Raw genomic sequence first — 19968 nt, forward strand, 5'->3', positions numbered from 1 at the left:
CATGGCGAAGCGCACCCCGATCGATCCCGGCAGCGGCCAGCAGGTCCTCGAGCTGACGCTCGGGCCACTGGCCGAATGCTGGGGTCGGGAGAACGGCCATCTCTCGATAGACGGCCAACCGCTCTCGGCACGCGTGCCGCAGACCCCGGCCTACCTGTACAGCCGTCGCTGTCTGGATGCGGCCGCGGCGGCATTGCGCACCGCGCTGCCCGAGTCGATCGGCATCCACTACGCCATCAAGGCCAATCCGTTCCCGCCGCTGGTGCGTCACATGGCCGGTCTGGTCGACGGTTTCGACTGCGCGTCGCTGGCCGAGATGCAGCTGGCCGGCGAGGTGGCGAACGCCGAACACAACATCTCGATAGCCGGACCGGCCAAGTCGCGTGCCGAGCACCGTCATGCGATCGAGCACGGCATCACCATCAACGCCGAGTCGGTCGGGGAGCTCGAGCGGATCATGATCGAGTCGCGGGCCATGTCCCGTCGCGCTCGGGTGGCCCTGCGGGTCAACCCGCCGTTCGCGCTCAAGGGCTCGGGCATGCACATGGGTGGCGGCGCCCGCCCGTTCGGCATCGACAGCGAGGCGATCCCCGCCCTGCTCGAGCAGCGCGAGACACTGGCCGAGGGCGGCATCGATCTGGTCGGGCTGCACCTGTTCGCGGGTTCGCAAAGCCTGGATGCCGAAGCCATCGCCGGCACCCTCGATGCCTGGATCGAACTGCTGCGCGAGTGGCAGACCACCACCGGCTACACGCCGGATGAACTGATCATCGGCCCCGGACTGGGCGTGGCCTATCACCCCGGCGACCGCCCCCTGGATTTCGATGTGCTGGCACCGGCATTCACCCGCCTCGGCAAAGCGCTGGCCACCTTGGGCGACGGCGGCGACACGACCATCGACACCCGTCTGGAACTGGGTCGATTCCTGGTCGCCGGCGCGGGGGTCTATCTCACCCGCGTGATCGACCGCAAGGTCTCGCGCGGCACCACCTACCTTGTCTGCGACGGCGGCATGCACCACCACCTGGCGCTGTCCGGCAACCTCGGCGCGGTATTGCGACGCAACTGGCCATTGATCGCGATCGATCGTCTCGACGACGAGGCGATCGAGACGGTCGACCTGGCCGGTCCGCTATGCACGCCGCTCGATGTGCTCGGGAAGAACCAATCCCTGCCACCGCTCTCGCCGGGCGACTGGGTGGGTGTGCTGCAGTCGGGCGCCTATGGCGCCTCGGCCTCGCCCGGTGGTTTCCTCTCCCGGGACGCGGCCAACGAGTTCCTCGTCTGAGGAACACGTCGGCCGGCATATCGGCCTCAGCTCAGGGCAGCAGCCGGCGCACCGGAGCAAACGAACGCCGGTGGATGGGACTGGGGCCGAGTTCGGCCAGGGCCGCAAGATGGGCCGGAGTGGGATACCCCTTGTGGCGAGCTAGACCGTAGCCCGGATGAGCGGCATCCAGCGCTACGATCTGCCGATCACGCGACACCTTGGCCAGTATCGATGCCGCGGCAATGGCGGGGTCAGAGGCATCGCCGCCGACGACCGCCCGGCCAAGCACCGGTAGCTCGGGGCAGCGGTTGCCGTCAATGTGCGCCCGATCGAGCACATGGCCGTCGTCGAGCAGCGCTAGAACCGCCCGGCGCATGGCGAGCATCGAGGCGTGCAGGATGTTTATCTCGTCGATCTCGGCGACGCTTGCCTCGGCGATGGCCCAGCCGGCGGCATGCTCGCGGATCTCTTCGAACAGGGCTTCGCGGCGAGCCTCGGTCAGCTTCTTCGAATCGTCGAGGAGCCGGATCGGCCGCGCCGGGTCGAGTATCACTGCCGCGGCGACCACCGGCCCGGCCAGCGGGCCGCGCCCGGCCTCGTCGACACCGCAGTAACAGCCCATGGCGTCCAGATCGTCAAACAGGTCGGCTTGCGGCATACTCGCGTCCATTGTGATCACTCATCTTGCTGCAGGGAGGCCAGCTTGAATTCATCGACCCACCACCCGCAGATCCTGTTCGCTGCCGGCGAGGCCTCCGGCGACATGTACGCCGCCGAGCTGATGCCCCGACTGGCCGAACGCCTGCCGGGGGTCTCTGCCTTCGGCCTGGGCGGCGCCCAGTCACGCGCCGCCGGCATCGACACCATTGTCGACATGGACCAGGTCTCGGTGATGGGCCTGGTCGAGGTCCTGCGCCACTACGGCCAGCTACGCGCGGCCATGAACACCCTGATCGAGGCGCTCGACAGCCGCCGCCCGGATCTCGTCATCGTGATCGACTTCCAGGAATTCAACCAGCGCTTGGCCAAGGAGGCCAAGGCGCGGGGCATCCCGGTACTGTTCTTCGTCGCCCCGCAGGTATGGGCCTGGCGACCGGGACGGGCGAAGCACTTCGACCGTTACGCCGACCAGCTGGCGGTGCTGTTCGATTTCGAGGTGCCGCTGTTCGCCCGCCACGGCCTGCCCACCACCCATGTGGGCCATCCGCTGCTCGACCTGGTCGACCGCGAGGCGCCGGAGAGGGCCACCGCCCGGCACGCCCTATCGCTGACCGCCGACGAGACCGTGATCGGCCTGCTGCCCGGCAGTCGCAAGAGCGAGATCGAACGGCTGCTACCGGTATTCCTCGAGGCCGCCGACCGCCTGCTGGCCGCCGATCCGGAGCGCCGCTTCGTCGTGCCTCGAGCAGGCTCCATCGATCCCGACTGGCTCGACGCACAGATCGAGGCGGCCGACCTGACCGACGCCCTCCGGGCACGACTGAGCGTCACCGAAGGCGGAGCACGGCAGGTAATGGCCGCCAGCGACGCGCTGCTGGTCGCCAGTGGCACCGCCACGCTCGAGGCCGCCCTGATCGGCACACCGCAGGTGATCGCGTATCGCACCAACGCGCTGACTTACGCGCTCGCCAGGTATCTGGTGCGCATCGAACACGTCGGCCTGCCCAACGTCATCCTCGGACGGACCGCGATTCCCGAGCGGATCCAGCACGAGGCCACCCCAAACCGCCTGGCGCCGGACATCGAGTCGATCCTCAGCCGTCGGGGTGCCCGTGAGCAGCGAGCGGCACTGGGGGAAGTCCGCGAGCGGCTCGGCGCCGGTGGCGCACTCGAGCGGCTCGCCGACCTGGCCGCCCGGATGCTGGCGCGCTAGCCCTCGCCGGTGAGGCGACGCGGATCGAGCAGCTCGGTCAGCGTTGCCTCGTCGAGGTCGGTCATCTCGCGCGCCACATCGATCACCGCCCGTCCCTCGGCGTAGGCGCGCTTGGCGATCGCGGCACCGGCCTCGTAGCCGATGACGGGATTCAGTGCCGTGACCAGAATCGGATTTGCCGCCAGATCGCGCTCGATGCGTTCACGATTGACCGTGAAGCCGGCTATCGCCTTGTCGGCCAGAAGCCGCGAGGCATTCGCGGCCAAGTTGATCATCTCGTCGAGGTTGGCAGCCACCAGCGGGAACATCACGTTCAACTCGAAGTTGCCGGACTGGGCCGCCATTGCGATGGCGTGATCGAGGCCCTGGATCTGCACCGCGACCATCGCCGCCGACTCCGGCACCACCGGGTTGACCTTGCCGGGCATGATCGAACTGCCCGGCTGCAGCGCCGGCAGGCTGATTTCACCCAGGCCGGCCAGCGGACCGCTGTTCATCCAGCGCAGGTCGTTGGCGAGCTTGTGCAGGAATGCGGCCACGCCACGCAGGGCCGAGCTCAGCGCCAGCGAATCGTCCTGAACGCTCATGCCCGCAGCGGGCCGCGACAGGAGGATGAACGAGCGTTCGCAGGCAAGATCGCGGTTGAGCGCTTCGACGCTCGCCTGGGCGAAGCCCTGCGGGGCGTTCAGGCCGGTCCCCACGGCCGTGCCGCCGAGCGGCAGGGCGAGATTCCGGTCGCAAGCCTGCTCCACCGCGCCACGCCAGCCGCGCAACTGCTCGACATAGCCCTCGATCATCTGATCGAAGCGAATGGGCGTAGCGTCCATCAGGTGCGTTCGCCCGGTCTTGACCACGTCCTGTAGCTCCTTCGCGCGACCGAGCAGCACCGTCTCCAGGTGCGCCAGTGCCGGAAGCATCTGCTGCTCGATCTGCAGGACCGACATCACCCGGATGGCGCTCGGCACCACATCGTTCGAGCTCTGGCTCATGTTGACGTGGTCGTTGGGATGAACGTCCGCGTCCGCCGCGAGATGCGCGATCACCTCGTTGGCGTTCATGTTGCTGGAGGTACCCGATCCGGTCTGGTAGACATCGACCGGGAAGGCTTCGCGGAATTGCCCAGCCGCCAATCCGTCGACGAGGCGGTCGGCCGCGCCCGCGATCGCCGCGGCACGGTCGCTATCGAGCGTACCAATCCGCTCATTGCCTCGCGCACAGGCGCCCTTGAGGCGGCACAGGGCGTCGATGAAGGCGACCGGCATGGGCCGACCACTGACCGGGAAGTTGTCGACCGCCCGCTGCGTCTGCGGGCCGTAGAGGGCGTCCGCGGGCATCCGCACCTCGCCCAGGCTGTCGTGTTCGATGCGTTCGGCGGGATTGGTGGCTGTCATGGCGTTGGAACGGGCGGGTTAGGAGTGAATGCGGCTAGTACGGCACCGGGCCGGTCTGTCGGGATCAGCGGGTGATCCCGCGCTCGCTCTCGCGGATGAAGTCGAGCATCTCGGCCAGCGCCGGTTCGGTCTCGGCCGCCTGCTCGAACTCGGTCCAGGCCAGGTCGTCTCCCTGGCGCTTGACCAGTTGACGAAAGCAGCGGTTGAGCAGCGTGATGGTCTCTTGCGAGAACCCGCGGCGCTTGAGTCCTTCCTTGTTCAGGCCGATTGCCCGCGCCCGGGCCCCATCGGCCATCACGAACGGCACCACGTCCTTGGAGACCTTGGAAAAGCCACCGATGAAGGCATGCGGGCCGATATGGCAGAACTGGTGCGCCACCGCGAAGCCGCCGAAGATCGCGTACTCGCCGACCTCGACGTGCCCGGCCAGTGAAGCCGCGTTTGCAAGGATCACGTGATCGCCGACGAGGCAGTCATGTGCGACATGCGCGTAGGCCATCACCAGGATGTCAGAGCCCAGCCGCGTCAGGCCACCCCCACCGCTGGTGCCACGGTGAATGGTGGAGAACTCGCGGATCCGGTTGCGGTCGCCGATTTCGAGGAACGTCCGTTCACCGGCGTACTTGAGGTCCTGTGGCACCTCGCCGACCACGGCGTGGCTGAAGATATGGTTGTCGGCGCCGATCCGGCACGGCCCCTTGATCACGGCATGAGACTCGACGACGGTATTGGCGCCGATTTCCACCTCACCCTCGATGATCGCAAAGGGGCCGACCGACACGCTCTCGTGCAGTCGGGCCTCGTCACTGATGATCGCGGTCGGGTGGATCACTCCGTCACTTCCTTGGCCACACACTTGACCGTTGCCCGCGCCGCGAGCTCGTCGCCCACGTGCGCTTCGCAGTTGAAGATACCCATGCCGCGCGCCATGCGCTTGATCTCGACGCGGATGGTGAGCTGGTCACCCGGCTCAACCATGCGGCGGAACGACACGTCGTCCAGTCCGACAAGCATATAGAGCGCATTATCCTTGGGCTTGCCGCCATTGCTGCGGAAAGCGAGCACACCGGTGGCCTGGGCCATCGCCTCGGTGACGAGCACCCCCGGCATGATCGGGCGCACCGGAAAATGCCCCTGGAAGAAAGGTTCGTTGAAGGTGACGTTCTTGATCGCCACCAGGTATTCGTCAGGCGCCCAGTCCACCACGCGATCGATCAGCAGGAACGGGTAACGGTGCGGCAGGAGTTCCATGATCTCCTGCACGTTCATGATGTTGTCTTCGTTCACGAGTCTTCCTCACGCGTCGGCACCTCGCCGAGCTGTTTTTCGAGTTGTTTTACCCGGCGCGCCAGCCGGTCCAGTTGTTTGAAGCGAGCGGCGTTGCGATGCCAGCGCTCGTTGCTGTCCAGCGGGGTTCCGGCCGAGTACACGCCCGGCTGGTGAATCGAACGGGTAACCATCGACATACCTGTGATGTGGACGTTGTCCGCCAGCTTCAGGTGACCGGCAAGTCCCACACCGCCGCCAAGCGTGCAGTGCCGACCGACCTCGCTCGATCCCGCCAGCCCGGCGCAACCCGCGACCGCCGAGTGCGCTCCGATGCGCACGTTGTGTGCGATCTGGATCAGGTTGTCCAGCTTGACCCCGTCATCGATCACGGTGTCGTCGAGCGCACCCCGGTCGATGGTGGTGTTCGCGCCAATGTCGACATCGTTACCGATCACCACACGCCCCACTTGTGGCACCCGCCGCCAGCTACCGCGGTCCTGTGCCAAACCGAAGCCGTCCGAGCCGATGACCACGCCGGGCTGGATCACGCAGCGGGCACCGATCACGCTGTCGTCGAGCACCGTCACCCGTGCCAGAAGCCGGGTGTTGGCTCCGATCACGACATTACGCCCGATCACGCAACCGGGCCCGATTTCCGCACCCGCCTCGATCCGCGCACCATCCCCGATGACGGTCTGCGCGCCGACGCTGACGGACGGGTCGATAACCACCTCGCCCACCACCGCGGAGGGATGAATGCCTGCATCCGGCGTGGGTCGCGCATAGAGCCGCTCGAGTGCGCGAGCGAACGCAAGGCGCGGTTCCGCAACCACGATGGCCGGCACGCCCGACGGCAGGCTCGCCCTACCGGTCTCGGTGGTGATCACGAGTCCGGCGGAAGTCTGCGATGCCACGGCGGCCGTCTTGCGATCGCCATCGTAGTAGGCCATCTCGCTGCCGGAGGCGGAAGCCAACGAGGCCGCCCCCGTAATCCGGGTAGCGGCCTCGTTGGTGACCGCGGCGTCAAGCCAGGCGGCGATTTCGCCGACGGTCACGCTCGTGCTGGCGGGAATGCTCACCGCGACTCCAACCCCGACCGCGATCAGCGGCCTTTCTGCTCGAGGCGGTCCAGCACCTCCTCGGTCAGCTCGACCCGATCGGCGGAGTAGACGACACCCTCGGAGAGCACCAGGTCGTAGCCCTTGTCGCGGGCAACCTCGCGAATGGCCTCCAGCACCAGGCGCTGAAGCTTGCCCAGCTCCTCGTTCTTGCGCAGGTTGAGATCGTCGCGGAAGTTGCTCTGCTGACGCTGCAGATCGCGCAACTTGCGGTTGAGCTCCCGCTCAAGGCCACCGCGATCGGAGTCGGTCATGGTGACCCCCTCACGGTTCAGTTGCCCCTCGAGACCCTGGATCTCCTGACGGAGCTGACGCAGTTCCTCTTCACGGGCGGAGAACTCCTGCTCGAGCTTCTGCTTCGCCTGCGCGGCTTGAGGCGCCTGCTCAAGCAGCACTGACGAGTTGACGAAACCGATCTTGACGTCGTCAGCGGCCTGGGCCAGCAACGGCACGCAGAGCGCGACGGTCAGAAAAGCCAATCGTTGAACGAAGCGAATCACGCGATCATCTCCTGAAACATCTGGGCCCTCATGGGCCGAACGGGCGTCGACGATTCAACGCCCCACTTCATCGGTGGTGCCTCATTATGCCACAGCGGACATGCAGCCCGTGGGCATCAGAACGATGCGCCGATGGAGAACTGGAAGCTCTGCGTCCGGTCGCCCGGCTCGTCGTTGAGCGCCTCGGCATAGCTGAACATCAGCGGACCGACCGGCGAGATCCAGCTCAGGCCGATACCGACCGACTGGCGCATCGTGTCGGCCTTGAAGTTCTCGACATCGCGATAGGCATTGCCCACGTCCCAGAAGACCGACATGCGCACCGAGTCGCGCTGTTCGGTCAGGAACGGCAGCGGCGAGTAGACCGCCAGCCCGCCATTGACCTTGAAGGTCCCGCCCATCGGATCGCCGTTGTTGTCGCGCGGGCCGAGCGAGTAGTCCTCGTAGCCGCGCACCGACCGAATACCGCCGGTGAAATAGTTGAGGAACGGCGGCAGGCCGTCGTAGTACGGGCTCACGCCACTGTATTCCGACTGGGTGTCACCGTAGGCCTTGATCTGGCCGACGTTGCCGTGAGCCTGAAGCGTGAACATGTCGGTGAGCGGGAAATAGAACTCGCCGTCGTACTCGCCTTTCACGTAGGTCAGGTCACTGCCCGGCACGGCCACTGCGGCCGAGAGCTTGTGATACTGACCCGAGGTCGGGAAGAGGTGCCGGTTGCGCGAATCGTACCGCCAGGACGGGCGAATCGTGTAGGTGTAGTACTGCTCGCCGTCGAAGCCCGGACCACCGTCTTCGCCTGTCACCCAGCTGGGCGAGTACGTCGTCGCCTTGATCTCCTGGCTCTCGATGCCGAAGGCGATCTTGGCATACGTGCGCTCGGACAGCGGCACGCCGAAGTTGATGTTGCCGCCGTAGGAGTCGACCAGGTAGCGCGACAGCGAAAGCTCGGTGCCGTCCTGCTTCTGGTAGAACAGCCCGAAGCCCTGACTCACGCCGTTGACCGTAAAGTACGGGTCGAGGTAGTTGAACTGATAGTACTCGCGGTACGAGCTGCGCTCGACGTTGAAGCCGACTTCCTTGCCGGTACCGAGGAAGTTCGACTGGTTGAGACCGACGTTGAACAGCACGCCCTCGGCCTGCGAGTAGCCCACCCCGGCGGACAGCGAGCCGGAGAGCTGCTCGGTGATGTCGTACTCAACGTCGACCTGGTCCGGCGCGTCGGGCACCGGCGAGACCTGCTGCTCGACCTTCTGGACGGACGGCAGGCGCTCGAGGCGCTCCTTGGAGCGGTCGAGCTTGTCGCCGGCGTACCAGCTGCCTTCCATCTGGCGCATCTCGCGCCGGTAGACGACCTCGTTGGTGTTGTAGTTGCCCTGGAACTCGATCCGGCGGACGGAAACCCGGCGGCCCGGCTGCATGTTAAAGTCGACGACCACCGTCTTGTTGTCCTCGTCGATCTGCGGCCGCGGCTCGACCCGGGCGAAGGCGTAGCCGTAGTCGCCCATGCGGCTGCCGATAGCCTCGCTGGTATCGACGACCTGGCGACGGTTGAAGTACTCGCCGACCTCGACCTGGTTCAATTCCTCGAGGGTCTCTTCGTTCAGCAGCATGTTGCCGCTGTAGGTCACGTCCTCGACCTTGTAGCGGTCGCCCTCGGTAATGTTGATGACGACCTCGATGTCCTTCTTGTCGGGCGTGATCGTCACCTGGGTGGAATCGATCGAGAACTTGAGATAGCCGCGATCGAGATAGAACGAGCGCAGGCGCTCGAGATCCGCCTGGAGCTTCTGCTTGGAGTACTGATCGGCGTTCGACCAGAAGCGCCACCAGGAGACCGGGCCGAGCTCGACCTCGTCGAGCAGCTCGTCCTCGTCGAAGTCCTCGTTGCCGATGATGCGCACACGGCGAATCGAGGCCGGCTTGCCCTCATAGATCTCGATGTCGACGAAGACACGGTTGCCATCGAGCTCCTCGACTTCGGTCTCGATCTGCACCCCGTACTGACCGAGGCTGTAGTAGACCCGCTGCAGCTCGGTCTGCATCTTGTCGAGCGCGCGCTGGTCGAGCACCCGGCCCTGAACCAGGCCGATCGACTTCAGCGCTTCCTGCAGCTTCTCGGTCTCGACCTTCTCGTTACCGTCGACCTCGATCGCGGTGATGGTCGGCCGTTCCTCCAGGCGGATCAGCAGGGCATCATCCGGCCCGCGCCCCACCTCGACGTTCTCGAAGAAACCCGTGTCGTAGAGGGCCTCCACCACACGGGTACTGTCACCGGGCTCGAAGTCGTCACCGACCTCGTAGGGGATGTAGGTAAAGACGGTGCCGGGCGAGATGGTGCGAAGCCCCTCGACCCGGATGTCGGTAATTTCGAATGCCTGTGCCAGCGTGGGCAGGAAGAGCAGCGCGGCGAGCGCCAGAGAGGTGCAGCGTTGGATGATGGTCATGCCAAAAGGCTTTCCTGGTCAGGCGGATGAAACAGGTACGGAGAACCGGCCGCGGCACGGCGGGCACGCACCCGGCACAAGCGTGAATCCGGGCTATTGTGGCCCAAGCAGGGCTAGTGCATCAACCGGGCAATATCGTTGTAGAAAACCACCAGCATCAACAGGCCGAGAACGGCGATCCCCAGGCGAGCAAACACTTCCTCGAAGGCCGGTCCGACCGGGCTGCCCTTGAGCGCCTCGATCGCGTACAGAAGCAGGTGACCGCCATCCAGCATCGGGATCGGCAGCAGATTGAGAATGGCCAGCGAAAGACTGACCAGCGCGAGAAAGCCGAGGAAGGTCGAGACACCCAGCACGAGGCTCTTGCCGGCGTACTCGGCGATTGCCACCGGCCCGGAGAGGTTGGCGAGGCTCGCCTCGCCGCGCAGCAGCCGATAGAACACCTCGAAGGTCAGGGCGGTCATCTCCCAGCTGCGCTCGACGGCGAGCCCCATCGCCTCGATGGGCCCTGCCCGCTCGATCAGGAACATCACCTTGGCGGCTTCGGGATCGAGCGGACGGGATGCCAGCGCCACGCCAATACGTCCGACGGTCTCGCCATCCACCTCGGTCGGCCGCGGGGTCACGCTCACCCGGCGCTCGCCGTGCTCGCCCGCGACAATCAGTTCGGAGGCCTGCCCGGCGCGCCCGCTGATCGCCTCGATCAGCGCCCAGGGATCGTCGTAGCGGACTCCCTCCAGCCCGACGATCCGTTCGCCGGCGGACAAACCGGCCGCCTCGGCGGGCGAGCCGGACTGGACTTCGGCGATCTCTGCCTCGGCCGGCGCCCGCCAGGGCGCGAAACCGACCCGCTCCAGGATGTCGGTGGGCTGACGACCGATCTCGCCGCCGAGCGGGTCGAGCTCACGCAGGTCGAGCATCACTTCGCGGGTGCCGCCATCACGCTGCAGCTCGACCGACAGGCGCTCCTGCTCGATCGCGCCATTGAGCAGCTGCAAACGCAAATCGGAAAGCGTCGTCACCGGCTTCCCATCGACGGCACGGATCACGTCACCGGCCTCGACACCGGCGCTCGCAAGACGAGACTCCGCCTCGAGATCCCCGACTTTCGGCAACAGCCCCTGCGTGCCGATCATGAACATCAGCCACCAGAAGAACAGGGCGAGGACCACGTTGGCGGCCGGCCCGGCCGCGACGACGGCAGCACGCACACGGATCGGCTGACGGTTGAAGGCCCGGTGGCGCTCGGCCGGATCAACCTCGCCTTCGCGCTCATCGAGCATGCGTACGTAGCCACCCAGCGGCAGCATGCCGACGCGATACTCGATCGACTCCGGACCACGGCGGGTGGAGAAGATCGCGCGGCCGAAGCCGAGCGAGTAGGTCAGCACCCGTACGCCCAGACGCCGCGCAACCCAGAAGTGACCGTATTCGTGGAAGGCGACCAGGATGCCGATGGTCAGCAGGAAGCCGACCAGACTGACGAGAATGTCCATGCCCTACCCCGCAACCCGATCCGGGGACGAGGAACACCACGTTGCCGTCCAGTCACGCACGGCTCGATCCGCATCGAGAACCGCATCGATGCTCGAGGGTAGTGGCGGCCCGCCTGTCTCTGCGAAATGAGCCATGGCCGCCTCGATGGCCGCCGGGATCGCCATGAAACCGATCCGCCCATCGAGGAAGCTTTCGACGGCCACCTCGTTGGCGGCATTGAGCACCAGCGGCATGCTGCCGCCGGCAGCCAACGCCTCGAAGGCAAGTCGCAGTGCGGGAAAACGTTCAGGGTCGGGTGCCTCGAAATGCAGCCCGGCCAGGGCGCCGAAATCGAGCGGCGCGACACCCGAGTCGATCCGATCGGGCCATGCCAATGCGTGGGCAATCGGCGTGCGCATGTCCGGCTCGCCCAGTTCGGCGATCACCGAGCCATCGACAAAGCGCACCATCGAGTGGATCACGGATTCGGGGTGGACCAGGACCTCGATACGTTCGGCGCAGACGCCGAACAGGCGCGCCGCTTCGATGACTTCCAGACCCTTGTTCATCATCGTGGCCGAGTCGACCGAAATCTTGCGCCCCATCGACCAGTTGGGATGGGCGCAGGCCTCCTCTGGGCTGATGGCGGCGAAGTCGTCCAAGGGGCGATCGCGGAACGGGCCGCCGGAGGCCGTCAGGACCAGCCGTTCGATGTCGCGGTTCTCCTCGACCACGCCGGCGCGACCGACCAGCGCGGCCTGCTCGGCCGGCAAGCACTGGAAGATGGCGTTGTGCTCACTGTCGATCGGCAACAGCGTCGCCCCGCCCTGACGAGCCACGTCCAGCATCAACTCGCCCGCCGCGACCAGAGACTCCTTGTTGGCCAGCAACACGCGTTTGCCCGCGGCCAGGGCGTTCCAGGTCGAGCGCAACCCGGCCGTGCCCACGACCGCCGCCACCACGATGTCCAGGTTGGCGGTGCCGGCCAGTTCGTCCACGGCCGCCTGCCCGGTCACCACGGTCGGTCGTTGACTCGACGGCAGGCTCGTCAGACGCTCTTCCAGCGCGGCGCGCCGGTCGCCATCGACCAGCCCGACAGTAGCGGGTCGGAAACGCTTGATCTGCTCGAACAGCGGCTCGACCCGCGAGTGGGCGGCGAGCACCTCGACGGAAAAACGCTCGGGGTGGCGCGCCAGCACATCGAGCGTGCTGCTGCCGATGCTGCCGGTCGACCCGAAAAGACCGACGCGCTGCCTCTCCATCGTCACGCCCCCAGCAACTGCATCTGCCACAGGCCGAGCCACCAAAGGGGCATGGCCGCGAACTGCCCGTCAAGCCGGTCGAGCACACCGCCGTGTCCCGGCAGCACCCGGCCACTGTCCTTTACGCCCGCCTCCCGCTTCAGACGGGACTCTTCGAGATCACCGCCCACCGAGGCCAATGCCACCACGACACACCAGCCGGCCAGCAACCAACTGGGGGTGGCGGCAAACAACGGCAACACCGCGCCGATGGCGGCCAGCACGGCCACCCCGAGCAGACCGCCGATCACGCCCTCGATCGATTTCCCCGGGCTGATCATCGGAGCGAGCTTGCGCCGACCGAATGCCCGGCCGGCGAAATAGGCCAGCGAGTCGGCCACCACGACCACGAGGATGCCGAAGACCAGCAGCCATTCGCCCTGCGGAGCGGCATGGATTGACACCAGCGCCAGCCAGAACAGCGGCAGGATGATCAGGCCGATCAGTCGACGCAGCCAGAACGGCCGGTTGGCCGGGCGCTCGCTGCGATGACGCAACTGGGCGACGAACAAGGCCAGCCAGACCATGGCGACCGCGCCCAGCAGCCAGGCACGCTGCCCTTCGGGCCAGGCCACCTGCCAGCCGACCGCCACCGCCACGGTAGCGAGCACCCAAGGCCAGATCTGGCATGGCTCGAGCCCGCAGAGACGAAACCATTCCACCGCCGCCCAGCCGAGCACCACCAGCGTGATACCGGCGAAAACTCGTTCCGGGGCCAGCAGGATAACGGCCAGCGATACCAGACCGGCGGCGATGCCGGTCACCAGTCGCAACGGCGTGCCGGTGATCATGCCTTGCCACCTTCAGCGACCTGACCGAAGCGGCGGTCGCGATTGCCGAACCAGGCCAGGGCCCGGTCGAACTCGGCCTCGTCGAACAACGGCCAGAGCACGTCGGTGAAGTAGAGCTCGGCGTAGGCCATCTGCCAGAGGAGGAAGTTGCTGAGACGGTGCTCGCCGCCAGTTCGAATGAACAGATCGACGGGGGGCTGCTGGTCACCGGTGGAAAGTCCGGCAACGAAGGATGCGCGCAAGGTCTCCGGGTCGTCGAGATCGACCGGGGTCTCGGCCTGTCGCTCCGCGAGTCGGCGGGCGGCCTGAAGGATGTCCCACTGACCGCCGTAACTGACGGCGATCTGCAGATGGAGGCGGTCATTCCCGGCCGTGCGGGACTCGGCCGCTTCCATCAGCCCGCGCACCTGCTCATCGAGGCGCGAACGCTCGCCGATGAAACTGAGGCGGACGCCGTTCTCGTCGAGCTCGTCGAGCTCCTTCTCGAGGGCGTTGATGAACAGCTTCATCAGCGCATCGACTTCCTCGATCGGGCGCTTCCAGTTCTCGGAGGAGAAGGCGAACAGGGTCAGGAGGGGGACGCCGCGGCGCATGGCAGCGCGGATGGTGGCGCGCACGGCGCGGCGGCCGCGCTGATGCCCCACCGTGCGAGGCAGGTGCCGGGCGCGCGCCCAGCGACCGTTGCCATCCATGACGATCGCCACGTGGCGCGGCAATCGCGCCCGGTCGAATTCGGGCGCCGGCTCGTGCTCGTTGCTACGCGCCCGCACGTCGAATCAGACTTCCATCAGCTCTTTTTCTTTCTCGGCCACGATCTGGTCCACCTCGGCGACCCGCTCGTCGGTCAGCTTCTGGATGGTGTCCTGGCCACGGCGCTCCTCGTCCTCGGAGATCTCCTTCTCCTTGAGGAACGCCTTGAGGTCGTTGTTGGCATCACGACGGATGTTGCGGATGGCGATCTTGGTGTTCTCGCCCTCGTGACGGACTACCTTGCCCAGCTCGCGACGGCGCTCTTCAGTCAGCGGCGGCATCGGCACGCGGATGACGGTGCCGGCGGTGGCCGGGTTGAGACCCAGATCCGAGGTCATGATCGCCTTCTCGATCTTGCCCACCATGTCCTTTTCCCACGGGGTGACGGCCAGGGTGCGCGCATCCTCGGTCGACAGCTTGGCGACCTGGGACAGCGGCACATCGCTGCCGTAGTACTCCACGTGGATATGGTCGAGCACGCTCACATGCGCCCGGCCGGTGCGGATCTTGGCAAGCTCGCCCTTGAGTGCGTCGATGCTCTTGTTCATCCGCGAACGGGCGTCTTTGACCACGTCGTCAATCATTTCTTCACGTTCTCCGCTGTCACCAGGGTTCCCACGGTCTCGCCGGCGACGGCGCGCACCAGGTTCCCCGGTTCATTGATGTCAACCACCATCAGCGGCATATGCTGATCGCGACACATCACGATCGCGGTAGCGTCCATGACGCCCAGCCGCTGGTCGAGCACGGCATTGTACGTCAAATGATCGTAGCGTTCCGCATCCGCATGGGTGGTTGGATCGGCACTGTAGACCCCATCGACCTTGGTCGCCTTGATCATCAGATCGGCTTTGAGTTCGACCGCCCGCAGGCTTGCCCCCGAGTCGGTGGTGAAGAACGGATTGCCGGTCCCGCCGACCAGTACGACTACGCGCCCCTTCTCCAGGTGGCGAACGGCACGGCGGCGGATGTAATCCTCGCAGACCGCATGGATGGACACCGCCGACATCACTCGCACCTGCAGGTCTCGGCGTTCGAGCACGTCCTGCATGGCGAGGCCGTTCATGACGGTCGCCAGCATGCCCATCTGGTCGCCGGTGACCCGGTCCATGCCGGCGTCAGCCAGCCCCTCGCCGCGGAAGATGTTGCCGCCTCCGACGACCACCGCGACCTCGACACCCTGGTCGCGCAGGGCCTGGATGTCGTCACCCAGCCGATTGATGACCGCCGGGTCGATGCCAAACGCCTGTTCACCCATCAGCGCCTCACCGCTGAGCTTGAGCAGGACACGTCGGTAGCGGGGGGAGCCGGCAGCTTGCATATCGTTCACCTGTGGGCTGTGGTCATGCGACGGACGGGGCGCCGCGGGCGGTCGCGGCGTCGTCGGATATCTCTGCCTAAGCCCCGTCGGAGCGCCACCGGGTCGCGGGCCGGGGCTTAGGCGGAGATTCCGCAGTTCAAAAAAAAGCCGGGGCAAGCCCGGCTTTTCGGCAAGGGGATCAGCTCCCCTTGACCTGCGCCATCACCTCGGCGGCGAAATCGGCTTCCTCTTTCTCGATGCCTTCGCCGACCTCCATGCGCTCGAAGCGCGCGACCTTGGCGCCCTCCTTCTTCAGGAGCTGGCCGACGGTCTGGTCCGGGTCCTTGACGAACGGCTGCCCGACCAGGGTGATCTCGGCCAGGAACTTGCGCAGGCGGCCTTCGATCATCTTCTCGACGATCTCCGGCGGCTTGCCCGACTCAGCGGCCTGAGCACGGAAGATCTCGCGCTCCTTCTCGAGGGTCGCCTCGTCGACCTGGGACTCGTCGACGCAGGTCGGTTGGGAGGCCGCGACGTGCATCGCCAGGTCACGCGCCAGCTCCTCGCTGCCGCCTTCAAGCTCGACCAGCACGCCGATCCGCTCGCCGTGACGGTAGGCACCGACGACGCCCGAGGTGGCGATGCGAACGAAGCGACGGATCTGGATGTTCTCACCCAGCTTGGCGACCAGCGCCTTGCGACGATCATCGGCCGCCTCGCCGTCCACCTGAAGAGCGTTGACGGCGTCTAGGTCAGCCGGGTCACCGGCCAGGATCTGATCAGCAACGCCCTGGGCGAAGCCGGTGAAGTCGTCGCCCTTGGCCACGAAGTCGGTCTCGGAGTTGATCTCGACCATGGCGGCGCTCTTGCGATCATCGGAGAGCGCGATGGCTACCTGACCTTCGGCGGCAACGCGATCAGCCTTCTTGTCGGCCTTTGCCAGGCCGCTCTTGCGCATCTGCTCGATCGCGGCCTCGATGTCGCCGTCGGTCTCTACCAGTGCCTTCTTGCACTCCATCATGCCCGAGCCGGTGCGCTCGCGGAGCTCTTTGACCAGAGAGGCGGTAATTGCCATGAGCTGTTGTCTCCCGAATCTGTCTTGTACGAAAACAACGGGCCAACGGACCCGTTGTTTGGAAATTTGGCGGCGGACGACCGCATAGCCGTCCGACCTACGACCTTACTTGGCCGCTTCTTCCTCGTCGGACACTTCGACGAAGTCCGACTCGCTCACGCTGGAAGCGCCCTTGGCGTCCAGAACCGCGTCGGCCACGGCGGTGGTGTAGAGCTGGATGGCGCGGATGGCGTCATCGTTGCCCGGAATGACGTAGTCAACGCCTTCGGCGCTGTTGTTGGTGTCGACTACGGCAACCACCGGGATGCCAAGCTTCTTGGCTTCCTTGATGGCGATGTCCTCGTGGCCCACGTCGATGACGAACAGGGCGTCCGGCAGGCGCTCCATGTCCTGGATACCGCCGATGGAACGCTCGAGCTTGGCGCGCTCGCGGGTGGTTTCCAGCGCTTCCTTCTTGACCAGCTTCGCCAGGCTGCCGTCCTCTTCCATCTGCTTGAGCGCCTTCAGGCGGCGGATGGAGGAGCGAACGGTGCGGAAGTTGGTCATCATGCCGCCGAGCCAACGGTGGTTGACGTACGGCATGCCGCAGCGCTTGGCTTCCTGCTCGACCAGGTCGCGCGCGGAACGCTTGGTGCCGACGAACATGATCTTGCCGCCGTTACCTGCAAGCTTGCCGACGTAGTTCAAGGCGTCCTCGAACATCGGCAGGGTCTTTTCCAGGTTGACGATGTGGATCCGGTTGCGCTGACCGAAGATGTAGGGCGCCATGCCCGGGTTCCAGTATCGAGTCTGGTGACCGAAGTGGACACCGGCCTCGATCATCTGACGCATCGTGATTTTAGCCATTAGTAACTACCTGATTTTATTGGGTTGGGCCTCCGCCACATCTGACAACGCAACCCCGGCCGAACCGCTGGGCACCCCGCGCTGCCAACTCGATGGGCGTGTGGGATTTCGGATCACCGCCTGCGAGAGGGGCGACCCGGCGCGCGAATTATACGGGAGAACGACGCCGGACGGAACCGGAAATTGCGAGACGAGCCGGATCAGCTTGCCGCGTGCACACGAACTACCTCGGCGAGGGTTTCCGCCACGCTGCACACCTGCGTTTCGGACTCACCCTCGACCATCACGCGGATCAGCGGCTCGGTACCGGACGGGCGCAGCAACACCCGGCCACGCTCGGCCAGTTCGCGTTCGGCAGCCGCGACTGCCTCGACGATCACCGGGTCCTCGAGCGACACGGGCTGTTCGATCCGCACGTTGATCAGTGTCTGCGGCAGAATGCTCATCGGCTCGAGCAGCTCGGTCAACGAGCGGTCACGGCGCGCCATCTCGGCGAGCACCTGCAGGGCGGCGATGATGCCGTCTCCGGTGGTGTGTCGGTCGAGGCACAGCAGGTGGCCGGAGGACTCACCGCCCAGCAACCACTGCTCGCGCTTGAGCGCCTCGTGGACGTAGCGATCGCCAACCTTGGCGCGCTGGAACGGCCGACCGAGTGCCTCGATTGCCTGCTCCAGCCCGAGGTTGCTCATCAGGGTGCCGACGACGCCACCCTGATAACCCTGCTCGATACGACCGGCGGCAATGACGTACAGCAACTCGTCGCCGTCACGAATTCCGCCATCCGCATCCACCATGATCACCCGATCGCCATCGCCATCGAACGCGATACCGAGATCGGCCTTCGACGACTGCACGGCCGCCTGCAACGTCTCCGGGTGGGTCGAGCCGACGCCCTCGTTGATATTGAAGCCGTCGGGCGCGGCGCCGATCACCTCGACCTCGGCGCCCAGCTCGGCGAAAACCCGCGGGGCGACGTGGTAAGTGGCGCCGTGGGCACAATCGACCACGATGCGCAGGCCGGCAAGGCTCATCCCGTTGGGGACGGTGCTCTTGCAGAACTCGATGTAGCGCCCGGGCGCATCCTCGATGCGGTCAGCCTTGCCCAGACGGCGGTTATCGATCACGGCCAGTTCGTGGTCGAGCAACCCCTGAATGTCGTCCTCGATCGCGTCCGGGAGCTTTTCCCCATGCGCGGAGAAGAACTTCACGCCGTTATCGTCAAAGGGATTGTGCGAGGCACTGATCACGACCCCGGCCGAGGCGCTCAGCGTACGCGTCAGGTAGGCGATGGCCGGAGTGGGCATGGGACCGAGCAGGCGCACGTCCACGCCCGCCGCCGCGAACCCGGCCTCGAGCGCCGACTCGAACATGTAGCCGGACACGCGCGTATCCTTGCCGATCAGCACCCGCCGGCGGCCGTGATCGCCCAGCACCTTGCCGGCCGCCCAGCCCAGCTTGAGCACGAACTCGGGGGTCATGGGGTACTGCCCCACCGCCCCTCGCACGCCGTCGGTTCCAAACACCCTCGTCACCATCTTTCCCTCTTTATCACCAAGCGGGCGACACCATCGCCAACCCGCATCCCAAAACGCAAAGACGCCGGCATGATAGCCGGCGTCCAAGATACGTTCACCCCTACCCGACCGAAATATTCGGGCGGCGGGTGGTCAGGGATCAGTTCCCCTCGACGTTCGGGGGCACTTCCTCGTCCGTGCCGATGGTGGCCACATAGGCCGCCAGGTTGTTGATGTCGGCGTCAGACAGATGGGTCGCCTGCGGGATCATCGCGTAGGACTTCGGGCCCATTTCGGTGCCCTTGCGGTAGACCTTCAGCAGCGAGGCGACCTGCGATGCCGCCATGCCCTTCAGCGCCGGCGCGCTGAACAGATGACCACCCTCACCCTGTTCGCCGTGGCAGATGGCGCAGGAGGAGTACAGCGCGGAGCCACGGGCGATGTCCGCCTGGGCGATGCCAGCCGAAGCGGCCTTCTCGCCGCCCTTGTCACCACCCTGATCTGCCGCAGCCGCATCACCGCCGCCGGCACCACCGAACTCGTCGGCGATGTAGGCGGCGAGATTGGCGATGTCCTCGTCGGACAGGCCGGAGGCGTTCGGGGCCATGGTGCCGTAGCGGCTGCCCAGACCGACGCTCTTCAGGTACTCCTGATCACCGTCGCGGTAAGCGGTCAGCTTCTTGGCCGCTTCGTCCTCGCTCAGGCCGGTCAGCTTCGGGAAGGCCCCGCCCTGCCCCATACCGTCGGCACCGTGGCAAGCGGCACAGCTAGCGTACTTTTCCTTGCCCGCAGCCGGATCGCCGGCGGCCTGGGCCATCAGCGGAGCGGCAAGGATGCCGCTGGCAGCAAGGGCGATGAGTGAACGACGCATCTGTTTCATGATTTTTCTCTCAACTGTTGCTTCCCGCCACACCCGCATTCTTGACGATGTCACCCGAGCGCAACAAGGCACCCGAACCGGTGGACGAGCGAATGGACGGTAATTTTCAAGTCAACCAAATTAACCCCGGCGGCAAAATATCAGAAAACCCTAATTCGAGCCAAGGC

Annotated in this window: 19 protein-coding genes; 2 read left to right on the forward strand and 17 right to left on the reverse strand. The window is 65.9% G+C overall.

Annotated elements, in window-relative coordinates:
- Position 1 precedes the first annotated feature (1 nt).
- Positions 2–1288, forward strand: coding sequence for a pyridoxal-dependent decarboxylase, exosortase A system-associated (locus LV476_RS05865; RefSeq protein WP_250074353.1), 1287 nt, complete (start codon positions 2–4; stop codon positions 1286–1288).
- Between the two features lie 31 nt (positions 1289–1319).
- On the opposite strand, the gene rnhB is transcribed toward LV476_RS05865, so the two are convergent.
- Positions 1320–1928, reverse strand: a complete 609-nt coding sequence (gene rnhB, locus LV476_RS05870; RefSeq protein WP_250074355.1) for a ribonuclease HII — start codon at positions 1926–1928, stop codon at positions 1320–1322.
- A 45-nt stretch (positions 1929–1973) separates the two neighbouring features.
- Between rnhB and lpxB the strand changes: the two genes are divergently transcribed.
- Positions 1974–3143, forward strand: a complete 1170-nt coding sequence (gene lpxB / locus LV476_RS05875; protein ID WP_250074357.1) for a lipid-A-disaccharide synthase — start codon at positions 1974–1976, stop codon at positions 3141–3143.
- Here lpxB and LV476_RS05880 read toward each other — a convergent pair.
- From LV476_RS05880 to LV476_RS05955, 16 genes are all read right to left on the reverse strand, one after another.
- Positions 3140–4534 carry a class II fumarate hydratase gene (locus tag LV476_RS05880; RefSeq protein WP_250074359.1) on the reverse strand — a complete coding sequence of 465 codons (1395 nt, stop codon included), beginning with the start codon at positions 4532–4534 and terminating at the stop codon, positions 3140–3142. The genes lpxB and LV476_RS05880 overlap by 4 nt on opposite strands.
- Before the next feature lie 64 nt (positions 4535–4598).
- Positions 4599–5366 carry an acyl-ACP--UDP-N-acetylglucosamine O-acyltransferase gene (gene lpxA / locus LV476_RS05885; RefSeq protein WP_250074362.1) on the reverse strand — a complete coding sequence of 256 codons (768 nt, stop codon included), beginning with the start codon at positions 5364–5366 and terminating at the stop codon, positions 4599–4601.
- Complete coding sequence (gene fabZ, locus LV476_RS05890; RefSeq protein WP_250076265.1) at positions 5363–5803, reverse strand: 3-hydroxyacyl-ACP dehydratase FabZ; 441 nt, start codon at positions 5801–5803, stop codon at positions 5363–5365. Before fabZ ends, lpxA begins: the two co-directional genes overlap by 4 nt.
- A gap of 14 nt (positions 5804–5817) precedes the next feature.
- Complete coding sequence (gene lpxD, locus LV476_RS05895) at positions 5818–6882, reverse strand: UDP-3-O-(3-hydroxymyristoyl)glucosamine N-acyltransferase (RefSeq protein WP_250074364.1); 1065 nt, start codon at positions 6880–6882, stop codon at positions 5818–5820.
- A 23-nt stretch (positions 6883–6905) separates the two neighbouring features.
- Positions 6906–7421, reverse strand: a complete 516-nt coding sequence (locus tag LV476_RS05900) for an OmpH family outer membrane protein (RefSeq protein ID WP_250074367.1) — start codon at positions 7419–7421, stop codon at positions 6906–6908.
- Positions 7422–7537: 116 nt separating this feature from the next.
- The gene (bamA, locus tag LV476_RS05905) at positions 7538–9868 is read right to left on the reverse strand and encodes an outer membrane protein assembly factor BamA (protein ID WP_250074369.1); all 2331 of its coding nucleotides are present in this window, start codon (positions 9866–9868) and stop codon (positions 7538–7540) included.
- Between the two features lie 113 nt (positions 9869–9981).
- Positions 9982–11364, reverse strand: coding sequence for an RIP metalloprotease RseP (rseP, locus tag LV476_RS05910; RefSeq protein ID WP_250074371.1), 1383 nt, complete (start codon positions 11362–11364; stop codon positions 9982–9984).
- Positions 11365–11367: 3 nt separating this feature from the next.
- Positions 11368–12606, reverse strand: coding sequence for a 1-deoxy-D-xylulose-5-phosphate reductoisomerase (gene dxr, locus LV476_RS05915; RefSeq protein ID WP_250074373.1), 1239 nt, complete (start codon positions 12604–12606; stop codon positions 11368–11370).
- 2 nt (positions 12607–12608) lie between these two features.
- Complete coding sequence (locus LV476_RS05920; protein WP_250074375.1) at positions 12609–13436, reverse strand: phosphatidate cytidylyltransferase; 828 nt, start codon at positions 13434–13436, stop codon at positions 12609–12611.
- Complete coding sequence (gene uppS / locus LV476_RS05925; protein ID WP_250074377.1) at positions 13433–14206, reverse strand: polyprenyl diphosphate synthase; 774 nt, start codon at positions 14204–14206, stop codon at positions 13433–13435. The genes LV476_RS05920 and uppS overlap by 4 nt, the downstream gene beginning before the upstream one ends.
- A 6-nt stretch (positions 14207–14212) precedes the next feature.
- A complete protein-coding gene (gene frr, locus LV476_RS05930) occupies positions 14213–14770 on the reverse strand; it encodes a ribosome recycling factor (protein ID WP_250074379.1) in 558 nt (185 codons plus the stop codon).
- The gene (gene pyrH, locus LV476_RS05935; protein WP_250074381.1) at positions 14767–15507 is read right to left on the reverse strand and encodes a UMP kinase; all 741 of its coding nucleotides are present in this window, start codon (positions 15505–15507) and stop codon (positions 14767–14769) included. Before pyrH ends, frr begins: the two co-directional genes overlap by 4 nt.
- A gap of 178 nt (positions 15508–15685) precedes the next feature.
- On the reverse strand, positions 15686–16561 hold the full coding sequence (tsf, locus tag LV476_RS05940; RefSeq protein ID WP_250074383.1) for a translation elongation factor Ts: 876 nt from the start codon (positions 16559–16561) through the stop codon (positions 15686–15688).
- A gap of 105 nt (positions 16562–16666) precedes the next feature.
- Entirely contained in the window at positions 16667–17407 is a 741-nt protein-coding gene (gene rpsB, locus LV476_RS05945; protein WP_250074385.1) for a 30S ribosomal protein S2, read from the reverse strand.
- Between the two features lie 200 nt (positions 17408–17607).
- A complete protein-coding gene (gene glmM, locus LV476_RS05950; RefSeq protein WP_284047415.1) occupies positions 17608–18942 on the reverse strand; it encodes a phosphoglucosamine mutase in 1335 nt (444 codons plus the stop codon).
- Positions 18943–19081: 139 nt separating this feature from the next.
- The gene (locus tag LV476_RS05955) at positions 19082–19801 is read right to left on the reverse strand and encodes a c-type cytochrome (protein WP_250074386.1); all 720 of its coding nucleotides are present in this window, start codon (positions 19799–19801) and stop codon (positions 19082–19084) included.
- Between the last annotated feature and the right edge of the window lie 167 nt (positions 19802–19968).

The sequence above is a fragment of the Guyparkeria hydrothermalis genome (genome assembly GCF_023555385.1).
GTDB lineage: Bacteria > Pseudomonadota > Gammaproteobacteria > Halothiobacillales > Halothiobacillaceae > Guyparkeria > Guyparkeria hydrothermalis_A.